The organism is Streptomyces spinosus, from assembly GCF_020400655.1.
Taxonomy (GTDB): Bacteria; Actinomycetota; Actinomycetes; order Streptomycetales; family Streptomycetaceae; genus Streptomyces; species Streptomyces argyrophylli.
Genome location: NZ_JAINRC010000007.1, coordinates 108,887 through 131,388 on the forward strand (window position 1 = coordinate 108,887; position 22,502 = coordinate 131,388).

At 73.3% G+C, this 22,502-nt stretch carries 18 protein-coding genes and 2 pseudogenes; 2 read left to right on the plus strand and 18 right to left on the minus strand.

Annotated features, from left to right (window positions below; translation table 11 throughout):
- Positions 1–43: 43 nt before the first annotated feature.
- The 3 genes from LG395_RS15030 to LG395_RS15040 are packed head-to-tail and all read right to left on the minus strand — an operon-like array spanning position 44 to position 4,232.
- Positions 44–1,504 (minus strand): cytochrome P450, encoded by a 1,461-nt coding sequence (locus LG395_RS15030; protein ID WP_225809986.1) that lies wholly within the window; start codon positions 1,502–1,504, stop codon positions 44–46.
- A complete protein-coding gene (locus LG395_RS15035) occupies positions 1,498–2,610 on the minus strand; it encodes an alpha-hydroxy acid oxidase (RefSeq protein WP_225809988.1) in 1,113 nt (370 codons plus the stop codon). The genes LG395_RS15030 and LG395_RS15035 overlap by 7 nt, the downstream gene beginning before the upstream one ends.
- Positions 2,607–4,232: an NAD(P)-binding domain-containing protein gene (locus LG395_RS15040; protein WP_225809989.1), complete on the minus strand. Its 1,626-nt coding sequence runs from the start codon at positions 4,230–4,232 to the stop codon at positions 2,607–2,609. Before LG395_RS15040 ends, LG395_RS15035 begins: the two co-directional genes overlap by 4 nt.
- 235 nt (positions 4,233–4,467) lie before the next feature.
- On the opposite strand from LG395_RS15040, the gene LG395_RS15045 reads away from it, so the two are divergent.
- Positions 4,468–5,991, plus strand: coding sequence for a class I adenylate-forming enzyme family protein (locus tag LG395_RS15045; RefSeq protein ID WP_225809991.1), 1,524 nt, complete (start codon positions 4,468–4,470; stop codon positions 5,989–5,991).
- Between the two features lie 40 nt (positions 5,992–6,031).
- Here LG395_RS15045 and LG395_RS15050 read toward each other — a convergent pair whose 3' ends face one another.
- Complete coding sequence (locus LG395_RS15050; protein ID WP_171150222.1) at positions 6,032–6,634, minus strand: sugar O-acetyltransferase; 603 nt, start codon at positions 6,632–6,634, stop codon at positions 6,032–6,034.
- A 266-nt stretch (positions 6,635–6,900) separates the two neighbouring features.
- Positions 6,901–7,080: pseudogene (locus LG395_RS41660) on the minus strand (hypothetical protein); the annotation flags it as partial.
- A gap of 11 nt (positions 7,081–7,091) precedes the next feature.
- Between LG395_RS41660 and LG395_RS41665 the strand changes: the two are divergent.
- Positions 7,092–7,192 (plus strand): annotated as a pseudogene (locus LG395_RS41665) (2-hydroxyacid dehydrogenase); the annotation flags it as partial.
- Between the two features lie 60 nt (positions 7,193–7,252).
- Here LG395_RS41665 and LG395_RS15055 read toward each other — a convergent pair.
- The 13 genes from LG395_RS15055 to LG395_RS15115 form a co-directional block, all read right to left on the minus strand.
- Positions 7,253–8,479, minus strand: a complete 1,227-nt coding sequence (locus tag LG395_RS15055; RefSeq protein WP_225809992.1) for a cytochrome P450 family protein — start codon at positions 8,477–8,479, stop codon at positions 7,253–7,255.
- 141 nt (positions 8,480–8,620) lie between these two features.
- On the minus strand, positions 8,621–9,658 hold the full coding sequence (locus tag LG395_RS15060; protein WP_225809994.1) for a sugar kinase: 1,038 nt from the start codon (positions 9,656–9,658) through the stop codon (positions 8,621–8,623).
- A complete protein-coding gene (locus tag LG395_RS15065; protein ID WP_225809995.1) occupies positions 9,655–10,575 on the minus strand; it encodes an SMP-30/gluconolactonase/LRE family protein in 921 nt (306 codons plus the stop codon). The genes LG395_RS15060 and LG395_RS15065 overlap by 4 nt, the downstream gene beginning before the upstream one ends.
- A complete protein-coding gene (locus LG395_RS15070) occupies positions 10,572–11,204 on the minus strand; it encodes a bifunctional 4-hydroxy-2-oxoglutarate aldolase/2-dehydro-3-deoxy-phosphogluconate aldolase (protein WP_225809997.1) in 633 nt (210 codons plus the stop codon). Before LG395_RS15070 ends, LG395_RS15065 begins: the two co-directional genes overlap by 4 nt.
- Before the next feature lie 23 nt (positions 11,205–11,227).
- Positions 11,228–12,082, minus strand: a complete 855-nt coding sequence (locus LG395_RS15075; protein ID WP_225809999.1) for a hypothetical protein — start codon at positions 12,080–12,082, stop codon at positions 11,228–11,230.
- Between the two features lie 5 nt (positions 12,083–12,087).
- Positions 12,088–13,233: a galactonate dehydratase gene (gene dgoD, locus LG395_RS15080; protein WP_225810001.1), complete on the minus strand. Its 1,146-nt coding sequence runs from the start codon at positions 13,231–13,233 to the stop codon at positions 12,088–12,090.
- Positions 13,230–13,967, minus strand: coding sequence for a FadR/GntR family transcriptional regulator (locus LG395_RS15085; RefSeq protein WP_225810003.1), 738 nt, complete (start codon positions 13,965–13,967; stop codon positions 13,230–13,232). Before LG395_RS15085 ends, dgoD begins: the two co-directional genes overlap by 4 nt.
- A 109-nt stretch (positions 13,968–14,076) precedes the next feature.
- On the minus strand, positions 14,077–14,847 hold the full coding sequence (locus LG395_RS15090) for an SDR family NAD(P)-dependent oxidoreductase (protein ID WP_225810005.1): 771 nt from the start codon (positions 14,845–14,847) through the stop codon (positions 14,077–14,079).
- Between the two features lie 48 nt (positions 14,848–14,895).
- On the minus strand, positions 14,896–16,995 hold the full coding sequence (locus tag LG395_RS15095; protein ID WP_225810007.1) for an alpha-galactosidase: 2,100 nt from the start codon (positions 16,993–16,995) through the stop codon (positions 14,896–14,898).
- Positions 16,992–17,855 (minus strand): carbohydrate ABC transporter permease, encoded by an 864-nt coding sequence (locus LG395_RS15100; RefSeq protein ID WP_225810009.1) that lies wholly within the window; start codon positions 17,853–17,855, stop codon positions 16,992–16,994. The genes LG395_RS15095 and LG395_RS15100 overlap by 4 nt, the downstream gene beginning before the upstream one ends.
- Entirely contained in the window at positions 17,855–18,790 is a 936-nt protein-coding gene (locus tag LG395_RS15105; RefSeq protein ID WP_225810010.1) for a carbohydrate ABC transporter permease, read from the minus strand. The genes LG395_RS15100 and LG395_RS15105 overlap by 1 nt, the downstream gene beginning before the upstream one ends.
- A gap of 1 nt (position 18,791) precedes the next feature.
- Positions 18,792–20,081, minus strand: a complete 1,290-nt coding sequence (locus LG395_RS15110; RefSeq protein ID WP_225810012.1) for an ABC transporter substrate-binding protein — start codon at positions 20,079–20,081, stop codon at positions 18,792–18,794.
- 113 nt (positions 20,082–20,194) lie between these two features.
- Positions 20,195–22,339 carry a DUF8189 domain-containing protein gene (locus tag LG395_RS15115; RefSeq protein WP_225810014.1) on the minus strand — a complete coding sequence of 715 codons (2,145 nt, stop codon included), beginning with the start codon at positions 22,337–22,339 and terminating at the stop codon, positions 20,195–20,197.
- Positions 22,340–22,502 lie beyond the last annotated feature (163 nt).

Consider the following 22,502-nt stretch of genomic DNA (forward strand, 5'->3'; position numbering starts at 1 on the left):
GGTGACTCCTTGGTGAGGAGACGTATGGGGGGGGTTGCCGCTGTCAGGCGCGCCGGCCGGTGTGCGGGCAGGTGGCCGCGGCCTGTGCGGGTCCCGCCGCCGCGCCGGGCGAGCCGTGGTCGCCCTCCAGCGGGCGGCCCTCGGTGTCGTGCCGGGCGAAGTACGTCGCGGCGGGACTGGTACGACGGGCGTCGAGCACCATCCAGGTGCCGAAGAGCAGTTGCAGCAGGCTCCGTCCGACGTCCTCGGCGCGGTCGCGGACGGTCAGTGCCGTGCGCAGGACGCGTCGCCGGCGCTCCGGGACCGGCCGGTCCCGGGGCAGGAGCAGGCAGGGGGCGCGGTGCGGGATGGAGCGGGTGTGGCTGACGGGCGAGTCGAGCACGTACCGGGCGAGCACCTCGCGGGTCGCGGCGCGCATGACGACGGGTGCGAGGCGCCAGGCGGGGCACGGCCGGTTGGTGGCGACTCCGAAGGGGATGTGGTGGGCGTTCCTCGCCGAGAGCGTCGCCCAGCGTCCGGGGTCGAAGCGTTCGGGGTCGCAGTACCCGGTGGCGTGGTAGTCGGGGTAGCTGAAGGTCAGGACGGTGCCCGCCGGGATCGTGGGCAGACCGTCGAGGGCGATGTCCGCGGTGGTGATCCGGTGGGCCACCCCGAACAGGGGGTAGAGACGGAACGTCTCGTTCATGACGTGGGTCAGGTAGCGGTCGTCGTCGGGTGTGGCCGCCACCCGGTCCTGTACCTCCGGGTGCTGGGCCAGGACCAGCAGGAGGTGGGCCATCGCCTCGGACATCTGGACGACGGCGGTGTTGAAGAAGGTGCCTTGGAGGTAGTACGCCTGCTGGCGGCGGGTCAGGCCGGCGGGCAGGGCGTGCGGTACGTCGCCGGCCGCCAGGCGGCGCAGCAGGTAGCGGGTGAGCCGGTTCCTGCGGCGCATGTGGCGCGGACGGGTGCACTTGAGGGCGTTGACGACGTCCTCGGCGTGGGCGACGATCAGCCGCCGGGCCTCGGCCGGACAGGGTTCCTCGAAGACGAGGCCGTAGAAGAACTCGGCCCACACCGGCATCATCAGGTCGCGCAGCCGTACCGCGCGTACGCGGCCGGTGTCCGCGGCGTCCAGGGCCTGCCGGGTGTGCCGTGCGGCGGCTTCGTACAGCTCCGCCGACGGGCCGGAGAGGATGGCGAGCGTCCGGCGGGCGACCTCGTCGTAGCGGGGTCCGGCCTCCAGGTGCTCCTGGTGGATGTCGGCGCCGGGCGCGAGCCAGTACCAGAACAGGTCGGACAGTGCCGCGCCCTTGCTGCGGCCCCCGGCGGCCGGGTGGCCGTAGACCTCCTGGAAGCGGTCGGGGCCGAAGGTGGCGTCGGGGAGGAGCATGGCCTCGTCGCCGTTGACGCGGGCGAAGACCTTCGTGCGGAGTGCGACGACCTTGCCGGGCAGCCAGGCCGGGGAGGTCAGCAGCAGCGCACCGCCCGCGGCCAGGGCCGCCGCCGTTCTCCTGCTCAGCATGCGCCTTCTCCTGTGCGGGGCCGGTGCGGGAGCCCGCGCGGGACCACCTGGTCGGCCGTGAGGTCCTGCGGGCGGTGCCCGCCGCACAGGGCGAGCACGTGGTCGAAGTCCTCGCGCAGGGCCGTCAGCGCCTGCCGTACGCCGGCCTCGCCGCCCGTGGCCAGGGCCCACAGCACGGGGCGGCCCACACCGACGGCCCGGGCTCCGAGGGCGAGGGCCAGGGCGATGTCGCCGCCCCGGCGCACTCCCCCGTCCATGAGGACCGGCACCCGTCCGGCGACGGCCCCGGCGACGGCCGGGAGTGCCTCGACCGACGCGGGAGCGGCGTCGAGTTGCCGTCCCCCGTGGTTGGACACGACCAGCGCGTCGACGCCGTGCTCGACGGCGACACGCGCGTCCTCGGGGTGCAGGACACCCTTCAGGACGAGGGGCAGGCCGGTCAGCTCGCGCAGCCGCCCGAGGTCGTCCCAGCCGGCCGGCCACATGGCGATGTCGCGGGTGGCGCCGGGTGCCGCACCGGGCAGGTCGCGCATGTTCTCGGCCGCGAGCCCGGGCGGCAGGTCGTGGAAGCCGTTGCGCAGGTCCCGGGTGCGCCTGCCGAAGACGGGTGAGTCGACGGTGACGACGAGGGCGGAGCACCCCGCCCGTTCGGCCCGGTGCACCAGCTCGGCGGTGACCTCGTGCTCCGGTTGCAGGTACAGCTGAAACCAGACCACCGCGTCGGGGTCCGCCTCGCGGGCCGCGGTGACGACGTCCGCGACGGCCGTGGTGGCGGCCATGCCGGTGACCAGTGGGGTGCCGGTCGCGGCGGCGGCGCGGGCGGTGGCCGCCTCGCCGTCGGGGTGGGCGAGACGGTGGAAGGCGGTGGGCGAGACGAAGAGCGGTGCCGGCCATTCCCGGCCCAGCACGCTCACCCGGGTGTCGCGCTCGGCGCCGCCACGCAGCACCCGGGGAAGCAGGGCCAGCCGGCCGAAGGCGTCCTCGTTGTCCCTGAGCGCCGTCTCCTCGCCCGCGCCGCCGGCGAAGTAGTCGTAGTGCGCGGGGCTGAGTCTGTCGCGTGCCGACTCGGCTGGACGGTGCGGCGGGCCGGCGTGCGGGCCGGTCATGCCCGGGGCGCGGCGAGTTCCCCGCCGGCCGGGAGGTCGTCCCCGGCGGACAGCCGGGACGCGAGGAAGGAACGCAGCGGGCCGACGTGGACGTCGGGGTTGTCCCACTCGTTCTCCAGGTTCTCCGTGATGTGGTGTTCGGCGACCGGCTTGCCGCTGCCGTCGGGCAGGAACTGCCGTACCACCGGGTGCAGGTAGCGGGCGTCGAGACCGCTGGTGTCCCGCTGGGGCGTCCTGCTGACGGTGATGTCGAAGGGGTCGACCCGGTCGTGGTCGGCGCCGTACTCCAGCGTGACGGTGAAGTAGGAGGCGGGGTTCCCGAACTCGCCCCGGGCGGCGGCCTGGTGCAGGTGCGCCACCGGGATCTCCTCGCAGTAGCGGACCTCGCCGTCGGCGCCGACCAGCACCGCGTCGCCGAGGAATCCGAACAGCTGCCACAGGGCCGAGGTGCGGTTGACCCGCCCGATGACCGCGTCGGCCACGGGGCCTGCGGCGGCGGGCAGGGTGGTGTGCGGCCATTGCCGGTCGTGGTAGCGGCGCTCCAGGATGCGGTGCAGCGCCTTCACTCCGTACCGGAACCCGTGGATGAAGCCGCTGGTGGACTTCTTGAAGTCCAGGGACTGGGTGATGGTGCCGGCGAAATACAGATCGGGCACGTTCACCGATTCCCAGGCGTCGGTGAGCCGTGGAAAGCGGTCCTTGATGACGAGTTCGGGACGGCAGTCGTCGTCGAAGACCGAGGCGTCGAACCGGAATCCGGTGGCCAGGATGACCCGGTCGTACGGGATGTCCTTGACCACTTCCGCGACGCGCGAGAATTTGACACTCACGACGTAGGTGCCGTCGGGCTTCCGCGCTATGCGCAGGATGTCACCGTCCAGTACCGCGTTCTGGGACTTGAGCTGGTAGGTGTCCAGAAAGTTGTTGTTGACGGCCCGGAGATGTCCGACGAAATGGGTCCGCCAGGCGAGTTTGAGGGAGCCGGGTCCGGCGACGTGGATGACGGCGGCGGTCTCGATGAGATTGTCGGCGGTCTCGAAGGCGGAATTCCCCCGCCCGATGATCAGTACCCGCTTGTCGGTGAATTCGGCGGGGTCCACGGACACCTGGTCGTAGTGCTCGGCCTCCTCGGCGCCCTCGATGGGGGGCACGTACGGCCGCGAGACGCCGGTGGCGACGATGACGCGCCGGGCGCGGACAACGTTGCCACTCCGGTCGGTCGCCGTGAAGAGGCCACCGTCGGGCCGGGAGATCCGGGTGACACGGGTGTTGAAGCGGATGCGCAACTCGTGCGCCCGCGCGAAGTCCGCGAGGTAGCGGACCATGTCGTCGGCCGGCGGGAAGTACCGGGGCGAGTACGCGGTGAACAGGGGTCCCTCGTCCGAGAGCAAGGAGTTCCAGTCGACGCGCAGTCGCATCTCGGGGTCGCTCCAACCGGTGTGCACCTTGTTGGAGGAAATCAGGGTCCGGTGCCTGGGAAAGCGGGTGAAGAAAGCGCCTGGAGCGTCGCTTTCTTCGACGATGAGGTAATCTCTGCCGCTCTTCTGGAGGAAGTAACCGGCCTGGAGGCCCGCGGGGCCGCCGCCGATGACGAGATAGTCAACCTGTCCTAAATCAGACATGGCCTTCTCCTGCCTTCCGTGGGGGCGGGAAAGACGGTACTTGACGGTTAAAGCACGGAGCCACCCCAGCCCGGCGTGATGTAGGTCACACACCACTCGGGGTGGGGGATTTCCCTTGTCGGTTAACGTGAAGGCGTGAGGGGCCGACCGAGTGCACCGAGCCCACCCCCGCATGGTCGTTTTCCAGTCATTCACACTGCCTTTACGTCGATTTCCGGCCCAGAGTGGAGACGAAGTGGACGAAAAGCCCGGGGAATTCTTTCCGCAAGCGCTCGTCGACGCCTTCCGGGACGCCGCGGACCTGCCCGCTTTCGAGCACGGGGGACGCGCGGTCACCCGGGGTCAGGTGCTCACGCTGATCGCCGGTTCCGTGCGAGGTCTGCGCGGTGCGGGACTGAGCGCCGGATCCCGCGTCGCCCTCGACACCGGTGTCACGCCGGAGGCGTTCGCCGTCCGCGTGGCGGCCCATGTCGTCGGCTGCCAGGTGGTCGCGCTGCGTCCCGGGCTGACCCCCGAGCACCTGCGTGACATCCTCGCCCGCGACGTCGACGCCGTCGTGACGGACGACGCCGCGAGCCGGCCGGAACTGGTCGCCCAGGCGGGCGACGTCCCGCTGCTGGACACCGGCGGCGCGTCATGGCCCCCGGCACCCGTCACGCCCGGCCCCGCCGACCTCACCGCCCGGGGTGACCGCGACGGCATCGGCGTCATCCACCTGACCAGCGGCAGCACCGGCCGGCCCAAGGGCACGATGGTGACCTACGCCGCCCTGTCGGAGGACTGGGCCCTGCAACCCGCCCGCTGGACCGACCGCACCCGGCGCCTCGCCGCGCGGTACGCGCGCTTCCTGCTCTTCGGCACGCTCAGCAGCGCCGTCATGTTCGAACACGTCTGTCTGTCGCTGCTCGGCGGAGGCACCGCGGTCATCCCGGACCAGCCCCTGCGGTTCCCCGAGGTCTTCGCCGACCACCGCGTCACCGCCTGCATGACGACGGTGCCACGCCTGTACGCCATCCTCGACGCCGTACGCGAGCGGGCCGTGGACACCAGCAGCCTGCGCGCCCTCGTCGTGGCCGGCTCCCCGCTCGCCCCGCACCGGCTGACCGAGGCGGCGGAGCTGCTGGGGCCGGTGGTCCACCACGCCTACGGCCAGACGGAGACGGGGATGCTGACCGTCCTCGAACCGGAGGAGCTGGCGGCCGATCCCGGGCTCGCCGACAGCGTGGGACGCCCGCTCGACACGGTGGAGATGACCGTGCGCGACGCTGACGGGCGGGACCTCCCCACGGGCCGGACGGGCGAGGTGTGGGTACGGCTGGCGGACGCGTTCAGCGGCTACTGGGAGGACCCCCGGGAGACCGCGGAGGTCCTGCGGGACGGCTGGGTCCGTACCCGGGACCTCGGCCGGCTCGACGCACGGGGGTATCTGCGGCTGTCCGGGCGCACGCGCGACATCGTCATCGTCAACGCCGTCATCCACTACGCGGGCCCCATCGAGCGGGTGCTGGCCTCCCATCCCGACGTCGACCAGGCGTACGTCGTCGGAGTCCCGGACGACCGGACCGGCGAGGCGATCCACGCCTTCGTCGTCCCGCAACCCGGGACCGCGCCCGACCCGGACGCGCTGCGCGAGCTGGTGGCCCGGGAACTCGGCGAGGCGTGCGTCCCGGCCCGCGTCGCCGGCCTCACCGAGGTCCCCGTGGCCCCGAGCGGCAAGCCGGACAAGGCGGCGTTGCGCGCCCTGGTGATGGGGCGCTGACGGGACCGGAGCGCCGCCGGCCCGCCGGCCGCCGCAGGGCCTAATGCCCGGTCGTGCGTGTGGTGAGGTCCGCCTCCGTGATCGGGCGGACCACCCGGCACGGGGTCCCGACCGCGACGGTCATCGGGGGGACGTCGCGGCTGACGACGCTGCCGGCCCCGATGACCGAGCCGTATCCGATGCGGACACCCGGCAGCACCACCGCGTTGCTGCCGATCCAGACCTTGTCCTCGATCACGATCGGTTCCGAGAACCGGCCGAAGCCGGCACGTCGAGCCGGGTGCACCGGGTGTCCCGTCGTGGTCAGGGTGACGCTGGGGGCGATCATGACACCGTCGCCTATGCGGATGTCCACGTCGTCGACGAACGTCAGGTTCACGTTGCCGAAGAAGTCGTCGCCGATGTGGACGTTGCTGCCGAAGGCCGCGTGGAACGGCGGCAGCAGCACCGTGCGTTCACCGACCGAGCCGAAGATCGCGACGAGCAGGGCACGGCGCCGGTCCGTTCGGCCCGGAGGTGTGTGGTTGTACTCGAAGATCTCCTCGGTGCGGCGCCGGGGGGCCTGGAAGGCCGCTTCCGACTCGGTGTAGACCAGGCCCTTCGCGATCCGGGCCTGCACTTCGTCCTCGTGAGCCTGCGTCACCGCGGAACGCTCCCCTCGTCCAGCCCTCGGACGCCGGCATGACGTCCCAGGCGCCTCGTGTCCACCGGGTGTCCATCCTCGTTCAGCCGAACTCCGGTGAACACCACTCCAGATAGTGGGACGAGCCGTGCCCACCCGCGCGAATTCGCCGTGATCGCCTACGTTTCCGCAGGTCAGCCCCTCACCGGGAGATCCGTTGGGGCCATGTGAGGCGGACCACATCCGCAGGTCTTCCGTCTCGAACCGCTGGAAGCGTAGGTTCCGTTTCACCCCGCGACGGCGTCTTCGCAGGCGCTGGTCCGCCACTCCCGGGGCGGCGGACCAGCGGGGGCCAAATCCGCGCACGGCCCAGACCGTGCGGCGTTATGACCTACCGCCGACTTGGTGAAGGACGCCTGGTGCGAGGTGACCAGCACGTTGCCGAAGGTCACCAGCCTCGCGAGGCGTACTTCCGAGCCCCGACCGCCTCGCCCTCGGCATGGAGTACGTGCCGCAGAGGCGGCTGTTCGCGAGGCGGACCTGGTCAGCCTGCACGTGCCGCTGCTGCCCGACACCCACCCCGGCCGGCCGGGCCACGCGCCTCGGAGGTGGCCGTGGCCGAGGGGGAACGGGCGGTGTTCAGCCCGCACCGTCGGGGGTGAACGTGACGGGCAGCCGCGCCGGGCCGCGGAGGCCGCCGGGACGCCAGGTGAGGTCCGCCGGGGGCACGGCCAGGGCCAGGTCCGGCAGGCGGCGCAGGACCGTCCCGATGGCGACCTCACCCTCCAGCCGGGCCAGCGGCGCGCCCAGGCAGTAGTGGATGCCGTGCCCGAAGGCCAGGTGGCCGTTGTCGCGCCGGGTGATGTCCAGCCGGTCGGGGTCCGGGAACCGCGCCGGGTCACGGTCGGCGATGGCGGACGCGACGAGCACGGTCGCGCCGCGCGGGACCCTCACCCCGGCGATCTCGACGTCCTCGCGTGCGAAACGGGCGATGCCCGGACTGACCGGTCCGTCGTGGCGCAGGAACTCCTCGATCGCGTCCGGCAGCAGTTCCGGACGATCGCGCAGGAGGGTGAGCTGGTCGGGGTGGGTGAGCAGCGCGGCGATGCCGCCGGCGATCAGGTTGACCGTCGTGACGTAACCCGCCACCAGCAGCAGGAACGTCATGGCGATCAGTTCGTCGTGGCTCAGCCGCTGCTCCTGGTCGTGGGCGTCGATCAGCGCGCTGAGGAGGTCGTCCCCCGGCCGGGCACGCTTGGCCTCGAGGTGCTTCGTCACATAGGCGCGCATCCGGTGCCACGCCTCGTCGACCACGAGCGGATCGGGCATCTCCTCCCCGCGCACGAGCATGGCGTCGGTCCACCGCTGGAAGTCGTACCGCTCGTCCACCGGCACGCCCATCAGTTCGCTGATGACGGTGACCGGCAGGGGCAGCGCGAAGTCCGCCACGAGTTCCGCCCGGCCGGCCGGGGCCACCGCTTCGAGGAGCCGGTCGGTGATCTCCTGGACCCGGGGCCGCAGCTCGGCGACCCGGCGCGCCGTGAACGCCTTCGACACCAGACGGCGCAGCCGGGTGTGGTCGGGCGGGTCGCAGCGCAGCATGGTGCTCATCATCGACTCCCGCTCGAACTCGGGCAGCTGTGCGATGAGGCGGGGGTCCGAGGCGTCACGGACATCGCTGCTCAGCCGGGGGTCGGACAGGGCGGCGAGTCCGTCCTCGTAGCGGGTGACCAGCCAGGCGTCCAGGCCGCCGGCGATGATCGCGCGGCGGACGGGGCCCTCCTCGCGCAGGCGGCGGTAGAGGGGGAAGGGGTCCGCCACGAAGGCCGGGTCGGCGTAGGGCAGAAGGACTGGCTGCTGGCTCATCGTGCCTCCCGGAACGGACAGTGACCGTATGTGCGTGTTTGTCGGTTTTCATGGGTGTATACCCGGATTCGGGGTGACTTCCAAAATTCCCCGGCGAGGCGGCGGGGCCTGTCCGCGCGGCGGGCGGCCGCCGCGCGGACGTCAGCGGAAGGTTCCGGTTCGGCCGAGTGCCTCCCACTCCGGGTCCGGCAAGGTGAGGAGCCGTTCGATCCGGGCCGGCGCGGGCAGGGGGCCGTGGTCTCCCGTCACCCGCAGCGCGGAGACCGCCGTGATGTGCCCCAGCCGGAGCGCCCGCGCCGTCGTGCCGCTCCTCAGCAGGCCCGCGAGGAAGCCCGCGGCGAAGGCGTCCCCGGCGCCCACCGGTTCGACCACCGCCGTCCGCAGCGCCGGCACGGTGTACACGCCGTGGTCGGTGACGGCGGTGGCGGCGCGGGCGCCGTCCTTGACCACGAGGACGCGGGGGTGCGGCAGCAGGTCCCGTACGCCGGTGACCGTCAGGTCCGCGCCCCACAGGCCCTGGGCCTCGTCGAGGCCGACGAAGACGATGTCGGCCCGGTCGGCCAGCCGGCGCAGCACGGTGGCCGCGGTGCCGTCGGGCCACAGGGCGGGGCGGTGGTTGACGTCGAAGCTGACCGCGTGGGGGCGCGCGTCCACCGGAGTGGCCAGGGCCCTCGTGACCAGTTCCCGGCAGGAGGGCGACAGCGCCGGGGTGATGCCGGTCAGGTGCAGCAGGGCCGCCGAGCGCACGGGGTCCTCGTCCAGCAGGTCCGGGCCGAGGGCGGAAGCGGCCGAACCGGACCGGTAGTAGTGCACGCGCGTGCCGGTGGCGGAGGCCGGGCTCTTCACCAGCAGACCCGTGGGGTGGCGGGGGTCGGTGCGGACGTGCGAGACGTCGACGCCCGCGGCGGCCACCGTGGCGCGGACTCGCCTTCCCAGCGGGTCGTCGCCCAGCGCCGAGACCCAGGAGACCGGGACGCCGTGGTCGGCCAGGTACATGGCCACGTTGGACTCCGCGCCCGCCACCGACAGGCCCAGCCGTGCGGCCCGCTCCAGCGGTGCCGGCGGATCGGGCACCAAGGCCGCCATCGTCTCGCCGACGCAGACCACGTGCCCGGCGGCGGGGCGCCACGGCCGTCCCGTCGCGGTTTCCGTGCTGGTTTCCGTGCCGGGTCGGGTCATGCGGGTTCCCTTCCGGATGTCTCGCCCCGGGCCTTGGCCGGTGTCGCCGGCCGGGCGGAGACGGTCGGCCGGTAGGAAGCGGCCGGGCTGCCCGGCACCTCGACCCGGACGCTGAACACGGCGCCGTCGTACGGCCCGGCCGGTTCGAGGCCCAGCCGGGCGGTGGTGACGTGCAGGACGTCTCCCTCCAGGCACACGCCGGCCGGGCGGCTCGCGGGCAGCCGCAGGGTGCGGTCCAGCCTGCCGTCGGGAAGGTGACGGCGTACCGTTCCACTGCCCCAGACGGCGATCCACACGGCGCCTTCCGCGTCGATCGCCATCCCGTCGGGGCTGCCGTCGTCCACGGTGACGAAGACCTCGGGGGTGCCGAGCCGGGCGGTCCGCGGGTCGACCGGATAGCGGCGGACGACGCCCCGGGCGCTGTCGGCCAGGTACATCGAGCGCCCGTCCGGGGTGAACACCGGGCCGTTGGGCACGGTGAGGCCGTCCAGGACGCGTTCGACCGTGCCGTCGTGGTCGACGCGGTAGAGGGCGCCGGCGTCCTCGTCGGCGTCGTAGCCCATGCTGCCCGCCCAGAACCGGCCCGAGGGGTCGGCCACGGCGTCGTTCATGCGCCTGCGCGGTACGGAGCCGTCCTCGGGGCGGGCCAGCCAGCGGGTGGCGCCGTCGGGGTGCAGGAGGCAGACGCCGGTTCCCGCGGCCGCGATCCAGGTGCCCGGGAGGCCGGCCACCGGGGCGACCGCTCCCAGCGGAACCGGGAGGTGCGCGACGGTCCGCAGCGGGGCCGTGGGATCGTCCGGGGCCGCGAGGAGCCGGCCGGCGAGGAGGTCCACGAGGACGATGCCGTTACCGGTCCAGCGGATGCCCTCTCCGAGTTCGAGGCGGTCGGGGCGGCTGGGGCGGGGCTCCGCGGTCACGGCGCCACCTCCCGTACGACGGTGCGGAAGGTGCGGGCGCGGGTCCTGAGCGCTTCGAGGCTGCCGCCGTCGGCGGCGTCGCCGACGAGCGGGGAACCGACTCCGACCGCCGTCGCCCCCGCGGCGAGGCAGGCGCGGGCCACGGTCTCGTCGACTCCCCCCACGGGGACGAAGGCGGCGTCGGGGAACGGGCCGCGCAGGGCCTTCAGGTACGCCGCTCCCCCGGCCTGGGCGACCGGGAAGACCTTCAGCGCCTCCGCCCCCGTGCTCCGGGCGGCGATGACGTCGGTCGGGGTGAACACACCGGCGAGCACCGGCAGGCCCAGGCCGTGTGCCGCGGGCACGGCTTCGCCCAGGCCGGGTGTGACCACGAACGTCGCCCCCGCCCGGTGGGCGGCACGCGCGTCGTCGGCGGTCAGGACCGTGCCGGCGCCCAGCGGGTGGTCGGGACCGAGGAGTTCCCGGGCCCGCGCGATGACGGTGAGGGCGTCCGTGCCGGTGAGCGACACCTCGACGAGGTCGACGCCCTCCTCGGCCAGGGTCAGTACGGTGCGCAGCGCGGCGTCGGCGTCACGTCCACGGACGATGGCCAGCAGCCGGTGGGCCGAGAGGGCGGCGGGCAGATCCACGAACCGGTCTCCTTGCTGGGGGTTCAGGGGCAGCGGCAGGCGGTGGTGAGCGTCAGTCGCCAGTGCGCCTCTCCGGTGGCGGGCACCTCGGCGGCGTCGCCGGGGCCGGCGTCGGCGAGGTCGAAGACACGGCCGAGCATCGGCTCGACGCCCGTGCTGCGGTAGGGGTTGGCCTCGGGGAAGCCGCCGAGGTTGCGCCACAGGGCGACCGACACGGGTTGCCCGGCTCCGCACCGGCGGCCCTCGGAGCGGGCGGCCACGGTGTCCGCGGCCACCCGCACGCTCAGGGACAGCCGGTCGCGGCCGTCGTGCACACAGCACACATGTGTGTCCACGACGGCTCCCACCGCTGTGCCGTCGTCGGGGCCGAGCCGTTCGAGGGCCAGTCCGCGCGGGGCGGGCCAGGCACCTTCGAGCCAGGGCGCGCCTGCGGGCCACGGCTCCGCCAGCAGGGGGGCGGCCTCGGGGAACAGGCGGGTGGTCGCGCCGGCGGTCATGTGGACGGTGGCGTGCTCCGAGAGGTCGAGCAGGGCGTGGGCCGCCCAGAGGAAGCGGAAGCCCGGTTCGGCGGCCAGCGTGTAGTCGGCCACCACGCCGTCGGGTGTGGCACGGACGGTACGGGTCAGGGTGAAGGCGTCGCAGCGCACCCGCTCGGTGTCGCCGTCCCGGGTCCACGGGCGGGACCAGGCGTCGCCGTGGTCGGGGCGGCCACGGACGGTGGGCACGCACTCCTCCAGTCCCCCGGCGTCGACGAACGCGTCACCGGGCAGGGCCGTGTCCCGTTCCGGTGCGGGGCGGTGCCAGAGCCATTCGCGGCCGTGCGCGCGCAGCGAGGTCCAACGGCCGCCGTGGGCGGGGTCGGTGACGACGTCGAGCACGCGGTTCACCATTCCGCGAACGAGCCGTCGGGGTGCCGCCACACGGGGTTGCGCCAGGCGTGCCCGCCGCGGTCCGCCGCGCGTACGGCCGCCTCGTCCAGGGTGATGCCCAGGCCGGGGGCGTCGTTGCGGAGGGCGTGACCGGCGACGAACCGGAACGGTTCGGGGTCGGCGAGGTAGGAGAGGAGGTCGGCGTCCTTGTTGTAGTGGATGCCGCGACTCTGCTCCTGGATCAGGAAGTTCGGGGTGGCGAAGGCGATCTGGAGGCTCGCGGCGAGGGCGATGGGGCCGAGGGGGCAGTGCGGGGCGAGCTGGGCGCCGAAGGTGTCGGCGAGGGCGGCGATCCGGTGCACCTCGGAGATGCCGCCCGCGTGGGACAGGTCGGGCTGGGCGACGGCGATCCCCGCGGTGAGGGCGGGCAGGAAGTCGCCTCGGGAGTAGAGGCGTTCGCCGGTGGCCAGCGGCACCGCACTCGCGGTGACCAGGCCGGGCAGGAGGTGGTTGTGCTCGGGGAGGACCGGCTCCTCCACGAACAGCGGGTGCAGGGGGGCGAGTTCGGCCAGGGCGCGGCGGGCGCCGGCGGCGGTGAAGCGGCCGTGGAAGTCGACGGCGACGTCCCGGTCGGGGCCGAGCACCTCGCGGGCCGCCGCCACCCGGGCCACGACGGCCGCCGTCTCGGCCGGGGTGGTGATCGGCGAGGTGGCCCCGGCGGCGTTCATCTTCACCGCCGTGAAACCGGCCTCCACCTGGGCCGCTATCTGGTCGGTCAGCTCGGCGGGCTCGTCGCCGCCGACCCAGGCGTAGACCCGGACGCGCTCGCGTACGGGGCCGCCGAGCAGGGCGTGCACCGGTGCGCCGTAGGTCTTGCCCGCGATGTCCCACAGGGCTTGGTCGAGGCCGGCGACCGCGCTGGACAGCACGGGGCCGCCGCGGTAGAAGCCGCCCTTGGTGCCCACCTGCCAGTGGTCCTCGATGCGCAGGGGGTCCTTCCCGAGGAGCTGTTCGGCGAGGACGTCGACGGCGGCACGGACCACTTCGGCGCGTCCCTCCACGACGGGTTCGCCCCAGCCGACCACGCCGTCGTCGGTCTCGATCCGGCAGAACAGCCAGCGCGGCGGTACCAGGAACGTCTCAATGCGGGCGATCTTCACTTGCCGCCGGTGCCTTTCGTGTCGTCGGGCCCGTCGACCCGGTCCAGGTCGCGCCCGGCCTGTTCGAGCAGGGCGTGCATGGCGGCCTCGGCGGCCCGCGGGTCACGGTCGCGTACGGCGTCCAGGACGGCGCGGTGGGCGGGGACCGGGTCCTCGCCGTGCGGGGAGCTGTGGACCAGGCGGTCTCGGTGGGCGAGGCCGGACTCGATCACCATCTCCATGCGTTCCAGCAGCTCGTTGTGGGTGGCGGCGAGCAGGGCGCGGTGGAAGGCGAGGTCGGCCTCGACGGCGTGGCCGGGGTCGGTGCCGTGCTCCCCCATGGCCGCGAGTGCGGCGCCGAGGGCCGCCAGGTCGTCGTCGGTGCGGCGCGCGGCGGCGAGGCGGACGGCGGCCGGCTCGATGATGGCACGCACCTCGGCGAGGTTGCGTAGCAGCGCCCGGTCGGTCTCGCCGGCGCCGCCGCCCTCGAACTGCCAGCGCAGGACGTCGGCGTCGAGGAGGTTCCAGTCCGCGCGGGCCCGGACGAAGGTGCCGCGCTTCTGCCGGGCGTCGACCATGCCCTTGGCGGCCAGGACCTTCAGGGACTCGCGCAGGGCGGTGAGGCTGACGTCCAGTTCGCTCTGCAGCGTCACCAGGTCGAGCGTGGCACCCTCGGGGATCTCGCCGCCCAGGATGCGGCGGGCCAGCGCCTCCACCGTCTGGCCGTGCACGCCGCGGCGGGCGTAGGGCGTCATGTCGTACAGCCTTTCTCTCGGGATGCGCAGGGGCCGGACGGATCCGGATGCGCGCGTGTCGGACGAGTATGGCCGGGTGCGCACGGGTCGCGTGTTCGGACGGCGGTGGTCATGCGGACGCCTTGGTGACGCTCCAGCCCCCGTCGACGACGAGGTGCGCGCCGGTGATGAAGGAGGCCTCGTCGGCGCCGAGGAAGGCGATGGCCGCGGCGATCTCCCCAGGGGTGCCGAAGCGGCGGACGGCGGTCGCGGCGACGCTCAGCTCGCGTTCCCCGGGCGGCACCCGGTCCCAGGCCGCCGTCAGCACCGGTCCCGGCAGGACGGCGTTGACCCGCACCTCGGGGCCGTACTCGACGGCGAGTTGGCCGCACAGGGAGAGCAGCGCGCCCTTGGAGGCCGCGTAGGCGGGATGGCCGGGGATGCCCGCGTGGGCGTGCACGGAGGAGGTGAGCACGACCGCTCCCCGGCGCGAGCGCAGGTCGGGCAGGACGGCCCGGAAGCCGAGGAAGGCGGCGGTGACGTTGACGGACAGCTGCCGCTGCCAGGAGGCGAGGGTCATCTCGTGGGCCGGGGTGACGTCGACGGTGTAGGCGTTGCTGACCAGTACGTCGACGGGCCCGTAGGCGTGGGCGGCGGAGACGATCCGCTGCCAGTCCCGTTCGGCCGAGACGTCGGCGGGCACGAAGCGGGCCCGGCCGCCGTCCCGGGTGATGCGTGCGGCCACGGCCTCGCCGGGTTCCTCGGCGATGTCGGCGAGGATCACGGCGGCGCCCTCCTGGGCGAGGCGTTCGGCGGTGGCGGCCCCGATGCCGGAGGCGGCTCCGGTGATCACGGCCGTGCGGCCGGTGAAGCGGGCGCCGTGCCGTCGTGCGGGATCCATGGGGCGGGGCTCCTTCTCGTCTGGGTGGCTTGCGGCGTGCGGGTGCGGCTACCGCCGGGTCAGTACGACCAGGTCGGCGTCGTGGCCGGCGGTCCACGCGCAGGGCAGCCCGTAGTGCAGCAGATGGGCGCCGCTGTACGTGGTCGCGGTGGCGGCGTCCCGGTAGGCCGCCGTGGGGTCCAGACCGCGCAGCCGCAGCCGGGCGGGGCGGCCCGGCACGAGCGGGGCGCCGTCGAGCGGGCCGGTGCTGAAGGCGGCGACGACGGTACGGCGTCCGTCGGGCGCGTCGTACTGCACTCCGCAGGTGGCGTCCTCGGGCGAGCCGAGCAGGCGGGCGTCGCCGTGGTGGACGACGTCCCGCACCTCCTTGTACCGGATGATCCACCCGGCCGCCTCGGCGCGCTGCTCCGGCGTCCAGGCCCGCAGGTCGGCGCCGATGCCGAGGACGCCGCACATGGCGGTGACGAACCGGAAGGCGAGGCTGCGCGGGCGGGGGTCGAAGACGCCGGGGGCGTCGGTGACCCAGGAGCTCATCACGTGCGGCGCGTGGGCGTGCAGGAAGCCGTACTGGACGCGGAGCCGGTCCAGGGGCGCGGTGTTGTCGCTGGGCCAGACGACGTCGGTGCGTGCGAGGGTGGCGTGCTCGATCCGGCCGCCGCCGCCCGCGCAGCCCTCGACGGTGACGTGGGGGTGCGCGGTGCGCAGGTGGTCCAGGACGCGGAGGTAGCCGTGGACGTGCTCGGCGTCCAGGTCCAGCCGGTCCGCGGGCCCGGCGCCCGGACGTCCGCGCTCGGTCGGCGGGCGGTTCATGTCCCACTTCAGGTAGTCGACGGCGTGCGCGGTCAGCAGCCGGTCGAGGGTGGCGAGGACGAAGTCCTGCACGTCGGGGCGGCCGAGGTCGAGCAGGAGCTGGTTGCGTACGCGGCGGGCCGGGCGGCCCTCGATCCGGTAGACCCACTCCGGGTGTTCGGCGTACAGGCGGCTGCCGGGGCTGACCGCCTCCGGTTCGATCCACAGGCCGAGGTCGAGCCCGAGGGCGCGGACGTCGTCGGCGAACCGGTCGAAGCCGTGCGGGAAGGCCGCCGGGTCGGGGTGCCAGTCGCCCAGTCCGCCGGTGTCGTCGGCCCGTCCGGTGAACCAGCCGTCGTCCACCACGAACAGCTCGGCGCCGAGGTCGGCCGCCGCCTTGGCCAGTTCCAGCTGGCTGTCGGCGTCGACGTCGAAGCCGGTGGCCTCCCAGGAGTTGTACAGGACCTTGCGGGGGCGGTGCAGGCGTTCGCCGGCGAGGCGGCGCTCGTAGCGGTGCCAGACGCGGGAGAGTCCGTCGAGTCCGTCCGGGCTGAAGGCGCAGGCGAGGCGGGGGGTGGTCAGGGTGTCGCCGGGGGCCAGGTGTACCGCGCCCTCGTGCGGTACGCGGCCGGCGCGGACGCGTACGGCGCCGCCGGGCTCGGCCTGTGCGGTGATGTGCCAGTTGCCGGGCCATTCCAGGGCGATGCCGTAGGCGGGGGCGGGAGCGTCGTGCGGGGCCGAAGCGTCCTGGACGGCGAGCCAGGGCGCGTACGCGTGACCGGGCACGCCCTGGGTGCTGCCGATGGCGAAGGTGCCCCGGGCCAGGTCGAGTCGCGTGTGCTGGAACTCCTGCGACCACTGGCCGCTCAGGTACGTCAGCCGGGCGGCGGTGGTGACCGGGATGTTCACGGCGGCGGAGTCCAGCCGCTCCAGGCGCAGTTCCTCCTCGCCGGTGCAGGTCAGTTCGGTCCAGCGGTGCAGGACGTCGGTGCCGGGCACGGTGGCGTAGCACAGGGTGGTGCGCAGGCCGAGGACGGCGTCGGTGAAGGTGAGCCGGAGCGTGCCGGGCTCCTCACGGGCGTCCTCGAAGCTCCACCACACGCCGCGCTCGGCGCCGGGCCGGGCGGCGACGAGGTCGGCTCCGGCGAACGGGCGCAGTCCGTGGGGGACGTATTCCGCGGGGGCGGCGTCGGCCGGGGTGACGAAGTGGGTGCGGTGGGACCAGTCCAGTGCCGGCGGCCCGTTCTCCACGCCGTGCGGTCCCCACGCGTGGAGTTCCGCCCAGGGGCCGTCCGGGGAGAGCCGGACGGTGTAGCCGGTGTGCTCGGTGCGCAGCGTCCAGCGCTGGTGCGGGGTCACTTCACTGCTCCGAGGTTGAGGCCGGCCACGAAGTGGCGCTGGAAGCGGAGGAAGACGGCCACCGTGGGCGCGGCGGCGATGACGGACCCGGCGGCGATCACGTTCCACATGGACACGTACTGGCCCTGGAGGCCGATGAGCGCCGCGGTGACCGGCATCTTGCCGTCGCTGCGCAGGACGGTGATCGCCCACAGCAGGTCGTTGAAGATCCACGTGAAGGACAGCGCGCTGAGCGCGGCGAGCGCGGGCCGGGTGAGCGGGAGGATGACGCGCCGGAAGATCTGCCACGGGCCGGCGCCGTCGACGACGGCGGCCTGCTGGATCTCGACGGGGATCGCCCGCATGAAGCCGTGCAGGACGAACACGTAGAAGCCGACGCCGAAGCCGATCTGTACGCCGATCAGGGCGGGCAGGGTGTCGTAGACGCCCGTCATCTCGCTGAGCTTGGCGACCGGCACGAGCAGGATCTGCGGGGGCAGCAGGTTGCCGCCGAGCATGAGCAGCAGCAGGGAGCGGCGGAAGGGCATCTCGTAGCGGCTGAGGGCGAACGCCGCCATGGCGGCCAGGGCGAGGGTCACCAGGACGCAGGGGACGGTGACGATCAGGCTGTTGATCAGGGCCCGTTGCTGGCCGCCGTCGACCCAGGCCTGCCGGAAGTTGTCCAGGGTGAGGGAGTGGGGCCGGCTGCCCAGGCCGTGCGCGGCGATGTCGTCGAAGGAGCGCAGACTGGTGACCACGACCAGGAGGACGGGCAGCAGCCACAGGACGGCCAGGGTTCCGGCGCCGAGGTGGAAGCCGGCGGTGGCGGCCCGCCGGCGGCGCACCGCGCGGGCGGACGTGTGCGTCCGGGCGGCGGACATCAGTCGGCCTCCCTGAAGGCCCGGACCAGGTAGGAGGCGATGACGCCGAAGGCCAGCAGGAAGATGACGACGGCCAGGGCGGAGCCGTATCCGAGGCGCAGGGACTGGAAGGCGGTGGAGTACATGTAGGTGCTCAGCAGTTCGGAGGAGTGGTAGGGGCCGCCGCGGGTCAGCGACCAGACCACGTCGAAGGAGCGCAGCGAGTCGATGATGATGACGGACACCACGACGGCGTTGACGCCGCGCAGCTGAGGGAGCGTCACGTGGCGGAAGCGCTGCCAACGGCCGGCGCCGTCGACCTTGGCCGCCTCGTACAGGGACGGGTCGATGCCCTTCAGGCCGGCGAGGTAGAGGACCATCACGTAGCCGATCTGCCGCCACAGGGCGGGCACGATCACCGCGTACAGGGCGGTGTCCTGGTCGGCGAGCCAGGCGTGACGCAGGCTGTCGAGGCCGGCCGACTCCAGGAGGCGGTTGAGCACGCCGTCGGGCTGGTAGACGGCCTGCCAGACCAGGGCGGTGGCCACCAGGGAGAACACGACGGGCAGGAAGAGGGCCGCGCGGTAGAAGCCGACACCCCGGCGCTCCTGCTGGAGCAGCAGGGCGGCGGCCAGGCCCAGTACGGCGGACAGGCCGCCGAAGAGGAGCAGCCACAGGACGGTGTGGCCGGTGGCGCTGCGGAAGACGTCGTCGCCCGCCATCTCGCGGAAGTTGCCCAGGCCGACGAACTTCGGCGCCGAGACGCCGTCCCAGCTGGTCAGGGCGAGGTAGAAGCCCTGTAGCGCGGGCCAGAAGACCCAGACGGCCTCGGCGAGCAGGGGGACGAGAACGAAGGCGAGGACCAGCGGGGGTGTGCGGCGGGGACCCCGGGCCCGGCGGCCTCGGGGCGGTGCCGGGGCCGGGGACTCGCGGTGCGGGGCGGTCAGGACGGCCATGTCAGGCGTTCCAGATCTTCTCGGCGTCGCGCTGCCAGTCCCGGAGGATGCCGCCGACGTCCTTGGGCCGGGCGATGAACTTCGTGAGCGCGGTGTCGGCGGTGGGCTGGAGGGCGTCGCTGGAGTCGCGGTTGAAGAACTGGGTCAGCTCGGCCGCCCGCTCGATGTGCTCGCGGCCCTTCTTCACCAGCGCCGTGCCCGCGTCCTTGGCGTCGGGATTGCAGGGCAGCACGGTCCCGGACGAGCCCTTGATGTAGATCTCCTGCGCCTCGGCGGTGGCCAGGTACTTCATCAGGTCGGCGACCTGGTCGCGGCGCCCGGTGCGGGCGCTGGCGAAGTAGCCGTCGGTCGGGGCCTCTTCGGCGAGGGGGATCTTGGGGTCGATGACGGGGAAACGGAAGAAGTCGATGTCGTCCAGGGCGCTTCCGGGGGCGGCGTCGGCGAAGAAGGTGCCGATGAGCATCATGCCGGTGCGGCCGTTGAGCAGGGCGGTGCCGGCGTCCTGGAAGGCGAGGGCGGTGCCGTCGGGGTCGAAGTACGGCAGCACCTCCTGCCAGCGGTCGAAGACCTTGCGCACCTCGGGGTCGTCGAAGCGGTGCCTGCCCGCGAGGAGGTCACGGTGGTAGGCGGCGCCGTTGACGCGGATGTCGAGGTAGTCGAACCAGGCCGAGGCGACCCAGGGGGTGTTGCCGCCGGCGCCGAGTCCGATCGGCGCCACCCCCTTGGACCTGAGCTTGTCGCACAGGTCGAGGAACTCGTCCCAGGAGGAGGGCGCGCTGACCCCCCACTTGGCGAAGTTCGACTTCCGGTAGAACATGCCCCACCAGTAGTAGGTGGTGGGCACGAAGACCTTCTTCCCGGAGCTCGCGGTGCACAGGCCGTTCAGCGCCTTGGAGTACCGCTTGAGGTCGGGTGAGGCGTTCCAGACGTCGTCGAGGTCGAGGAGCAGGTTCTTCCTGGCGTAGGCGTCCGCCACGGAGCCGGGGTACCAGGTGTACACGTCCGGCGGGTTGGCCGAGGTCAGGTAGGTCGGCAGCTGGGTGCGGAAGGTCTCGGCGGCCACGGTGTTCAGGCTGGCGCGGCCCTCGCCCTTCTTCGCGTAGGCGGCGACGAGGTCCTCCATCGCGGCCTTGGCCTGCGGTGCGGACAGGTTGGACTGGAGGGTCACCGGGCCCTTGGAGGAGGACTTGGCGGTGGAGGCGGCGGTGACGCAGCCGCTGAGCAGGGTGGTCGCTCCGGCGGCTCCGAGTCCGGCGAGGAAGCGCCGGCGGCCGGGCAGGTGGTTCGTCATGGAGGCTCCCTGTGGGTCCGCGCGGCGGGGGCCGGCCCTGTGGCGGCCGGGCCCCGTTCGCGGCGGATCCAGAGTCGCGTGGCGATCCCGCCACGTCAATATTAATTACTAATTTATTGGAACTGGGTTCTGTGGACGGCGCCGTCGACGCCGCGGTACACCACGTCGACCGAGCCGTCAGGGCCGGCGACGGCCCCGAGCGAGCCGTCGAAGGCCGCGCTGGGGAACTCCTGCCGCTTGGTCCAGCCCCGCCAGGCGCCACCGTCGTACCGCTGCTGCCAGAGGGTGTAGTCGGCCGCCCGCGCGTACAGCACCACGGCGTCCCCCACGGCGACGAGCGTCGGACTGCCGCTCACCGTGCCGCCGAGCGAACTCCATCCGGACCACCGGCCCGACCGGTCACGCGAGTTGGTCCACACGTCGTCCGCGGCGGTGCGTACGGCGACGTGGACGCGGTCGTCGGCGCCGACGACCGCGGACGGCCTGCCGTACACCGGCCGGCCACCCGGCGTACCGAGCGACGACCAGCCGCCCGAGGGGCCGCGCCGCACGACGCTTCCGTCGGCACCGCGCGCGACGAGGGTCCAGTCGGCGGGATCGGTGAAGGCCACGGTCGGCGCGTCGGTCAGGCTCCCGCCCAGGTCCTGCCAGTCGCCCCAGCGCCCGCCGGAGAAGACCCTGCGGTAGGCGTGGTCGTCGGTACCGCGGACGAAGACGTCGATACGCCCGCCGGCGGAGGCGTAGGCGGCCGGCTGGCCGAGGATCCGTCCGCCGGCCGGGCCCGCGAGGTCCCTGGTCCGCGGCGGACGCGTGCCGTCCGCCGTGTGCTGGACGAGCGTGCCGCCCGGTCCGCGGAAGAAGGTGGTCAGTGTCTCCCCGTCGCGCACCACGGCCGGGCTGGCCGAGGTCCGCCGTCCGAGGCTCGTGCCGGGCAGCGCGTCCTGCCCGGTGAGCCGGAGGAAGGCGGTGCCGTGGGCGGGGACCTCGACGGTGTACGACCCCGTGTGCGTACCGCGGCCGGCGCGTGCGCGCAGGTCGCGCACCGTGACGGACCCGCCGAGGGCCACGTCGCTGAAGCGCACGGTGCGCTCGGCCGGCTGCTCGGAGCGGTTGAGCAGGACGACCGCGCGCTCACCGCGTCCGGACAGGACCTTGCTGTAGACGTCGCCGACGGAGTCCGTGGCGACCCGGACCCCCTGGACGCCGAGCGGGTCCTGGTCGACGGCGACGATCTCCGGGTTGCGGAGCGTGGCGATCATCGACGGCGTCAGGGTGCGCGGGTCGGAACCGAGGACGAGCGGGGAGGCCATCTCGGCCCACATCACGAACTGGGTAGTGGACTCCTCCTGCGTCAGCTCCAGGGTGCCGTCGGCCATGCGGCGCATGGGGATCAGGTAGTCCGGGTCGTTGTAGTGGCCGGGGCCCTGCGCCTCCGGGTGCCAGGCGTTGGCGTCCATGTTGCGCAGGATGTCGGGCCACTCCCCCGGACTCGGGGTGCCCCAGGCGATGTCGGTGCCGGTGCGCCAGGAGTCCGCGATCGCCGGGGCGTAGGCGTAGGTGTTGTGCGCGTCCTGCTCGGGCGTGTGCGGCAGTCCCCAGTCGTCGGTGAGCGGATTGCACAGGTTCAGCAGCATCTTCCGGCCCGACTTGGCGACGGCGTCGCCGAACTCCTTGAACGCGGGCCCCGGATCGAGCTTCTCGCCGATGCCGCACAGGAAGTCGACCTTGATCGCGTCGATCTTCCAGTCGGCGAACTGCCGTGCGTCCTCGGTGTAGTGGCCCCGGCTGCCGAGCCCGCAGCTCCTGCCTCCGTCGTAGGTACCGGCGTCGGTGTAGATCCCGGCACGCAGGCCGCGCTGATGGAGGTAGGAGACGAGGGCCGGGATGCCGGACGGGAAGCGGTCCGGGTGGGCCACCAGCCGGCCCCGCGCGTCACGGGGGTCGTCGGCCTGCCAGCCTCCGTCGAGCCAGACGATGTCGTAGCCGCTGTCGCGCAGACCGCTGCCGACCAGCTTGTCGGCGACCGCGCGCACCTCCTTCTCGGTGGGGGCGCCGAGTCCGTAGTACGTGTTCCAGCCCATGTAGGGCGTCGGGGCGAGTCCGCTGTCGTAGGAGCCGGGCGTCCCCTGGTCCACCGCCGGTTCCGCCGCGGCCGGAGGGACGGCCGCGGCGCCGAGGACGACCGTGATCGCGGCGGCGAGCACCGGCCCGGTGGGCCGGCGGTGCGGGGGGCTGTGCGTGGGCGACTGGGAAGTCACGGGCCTCTCCCGGGGGTTGGGAAGCGGGAAGACGTGAGCCGGAAGCGTCCCTGCGGGAGACCGGCGTCACGGCGAAGACTGTGGCCCGTGGCCGAAACCCTGTCAATATTAATTACTAATTTAGTAGCAGCAGGACGGACCCAGGCCCCGGCCCTCGTCCGCG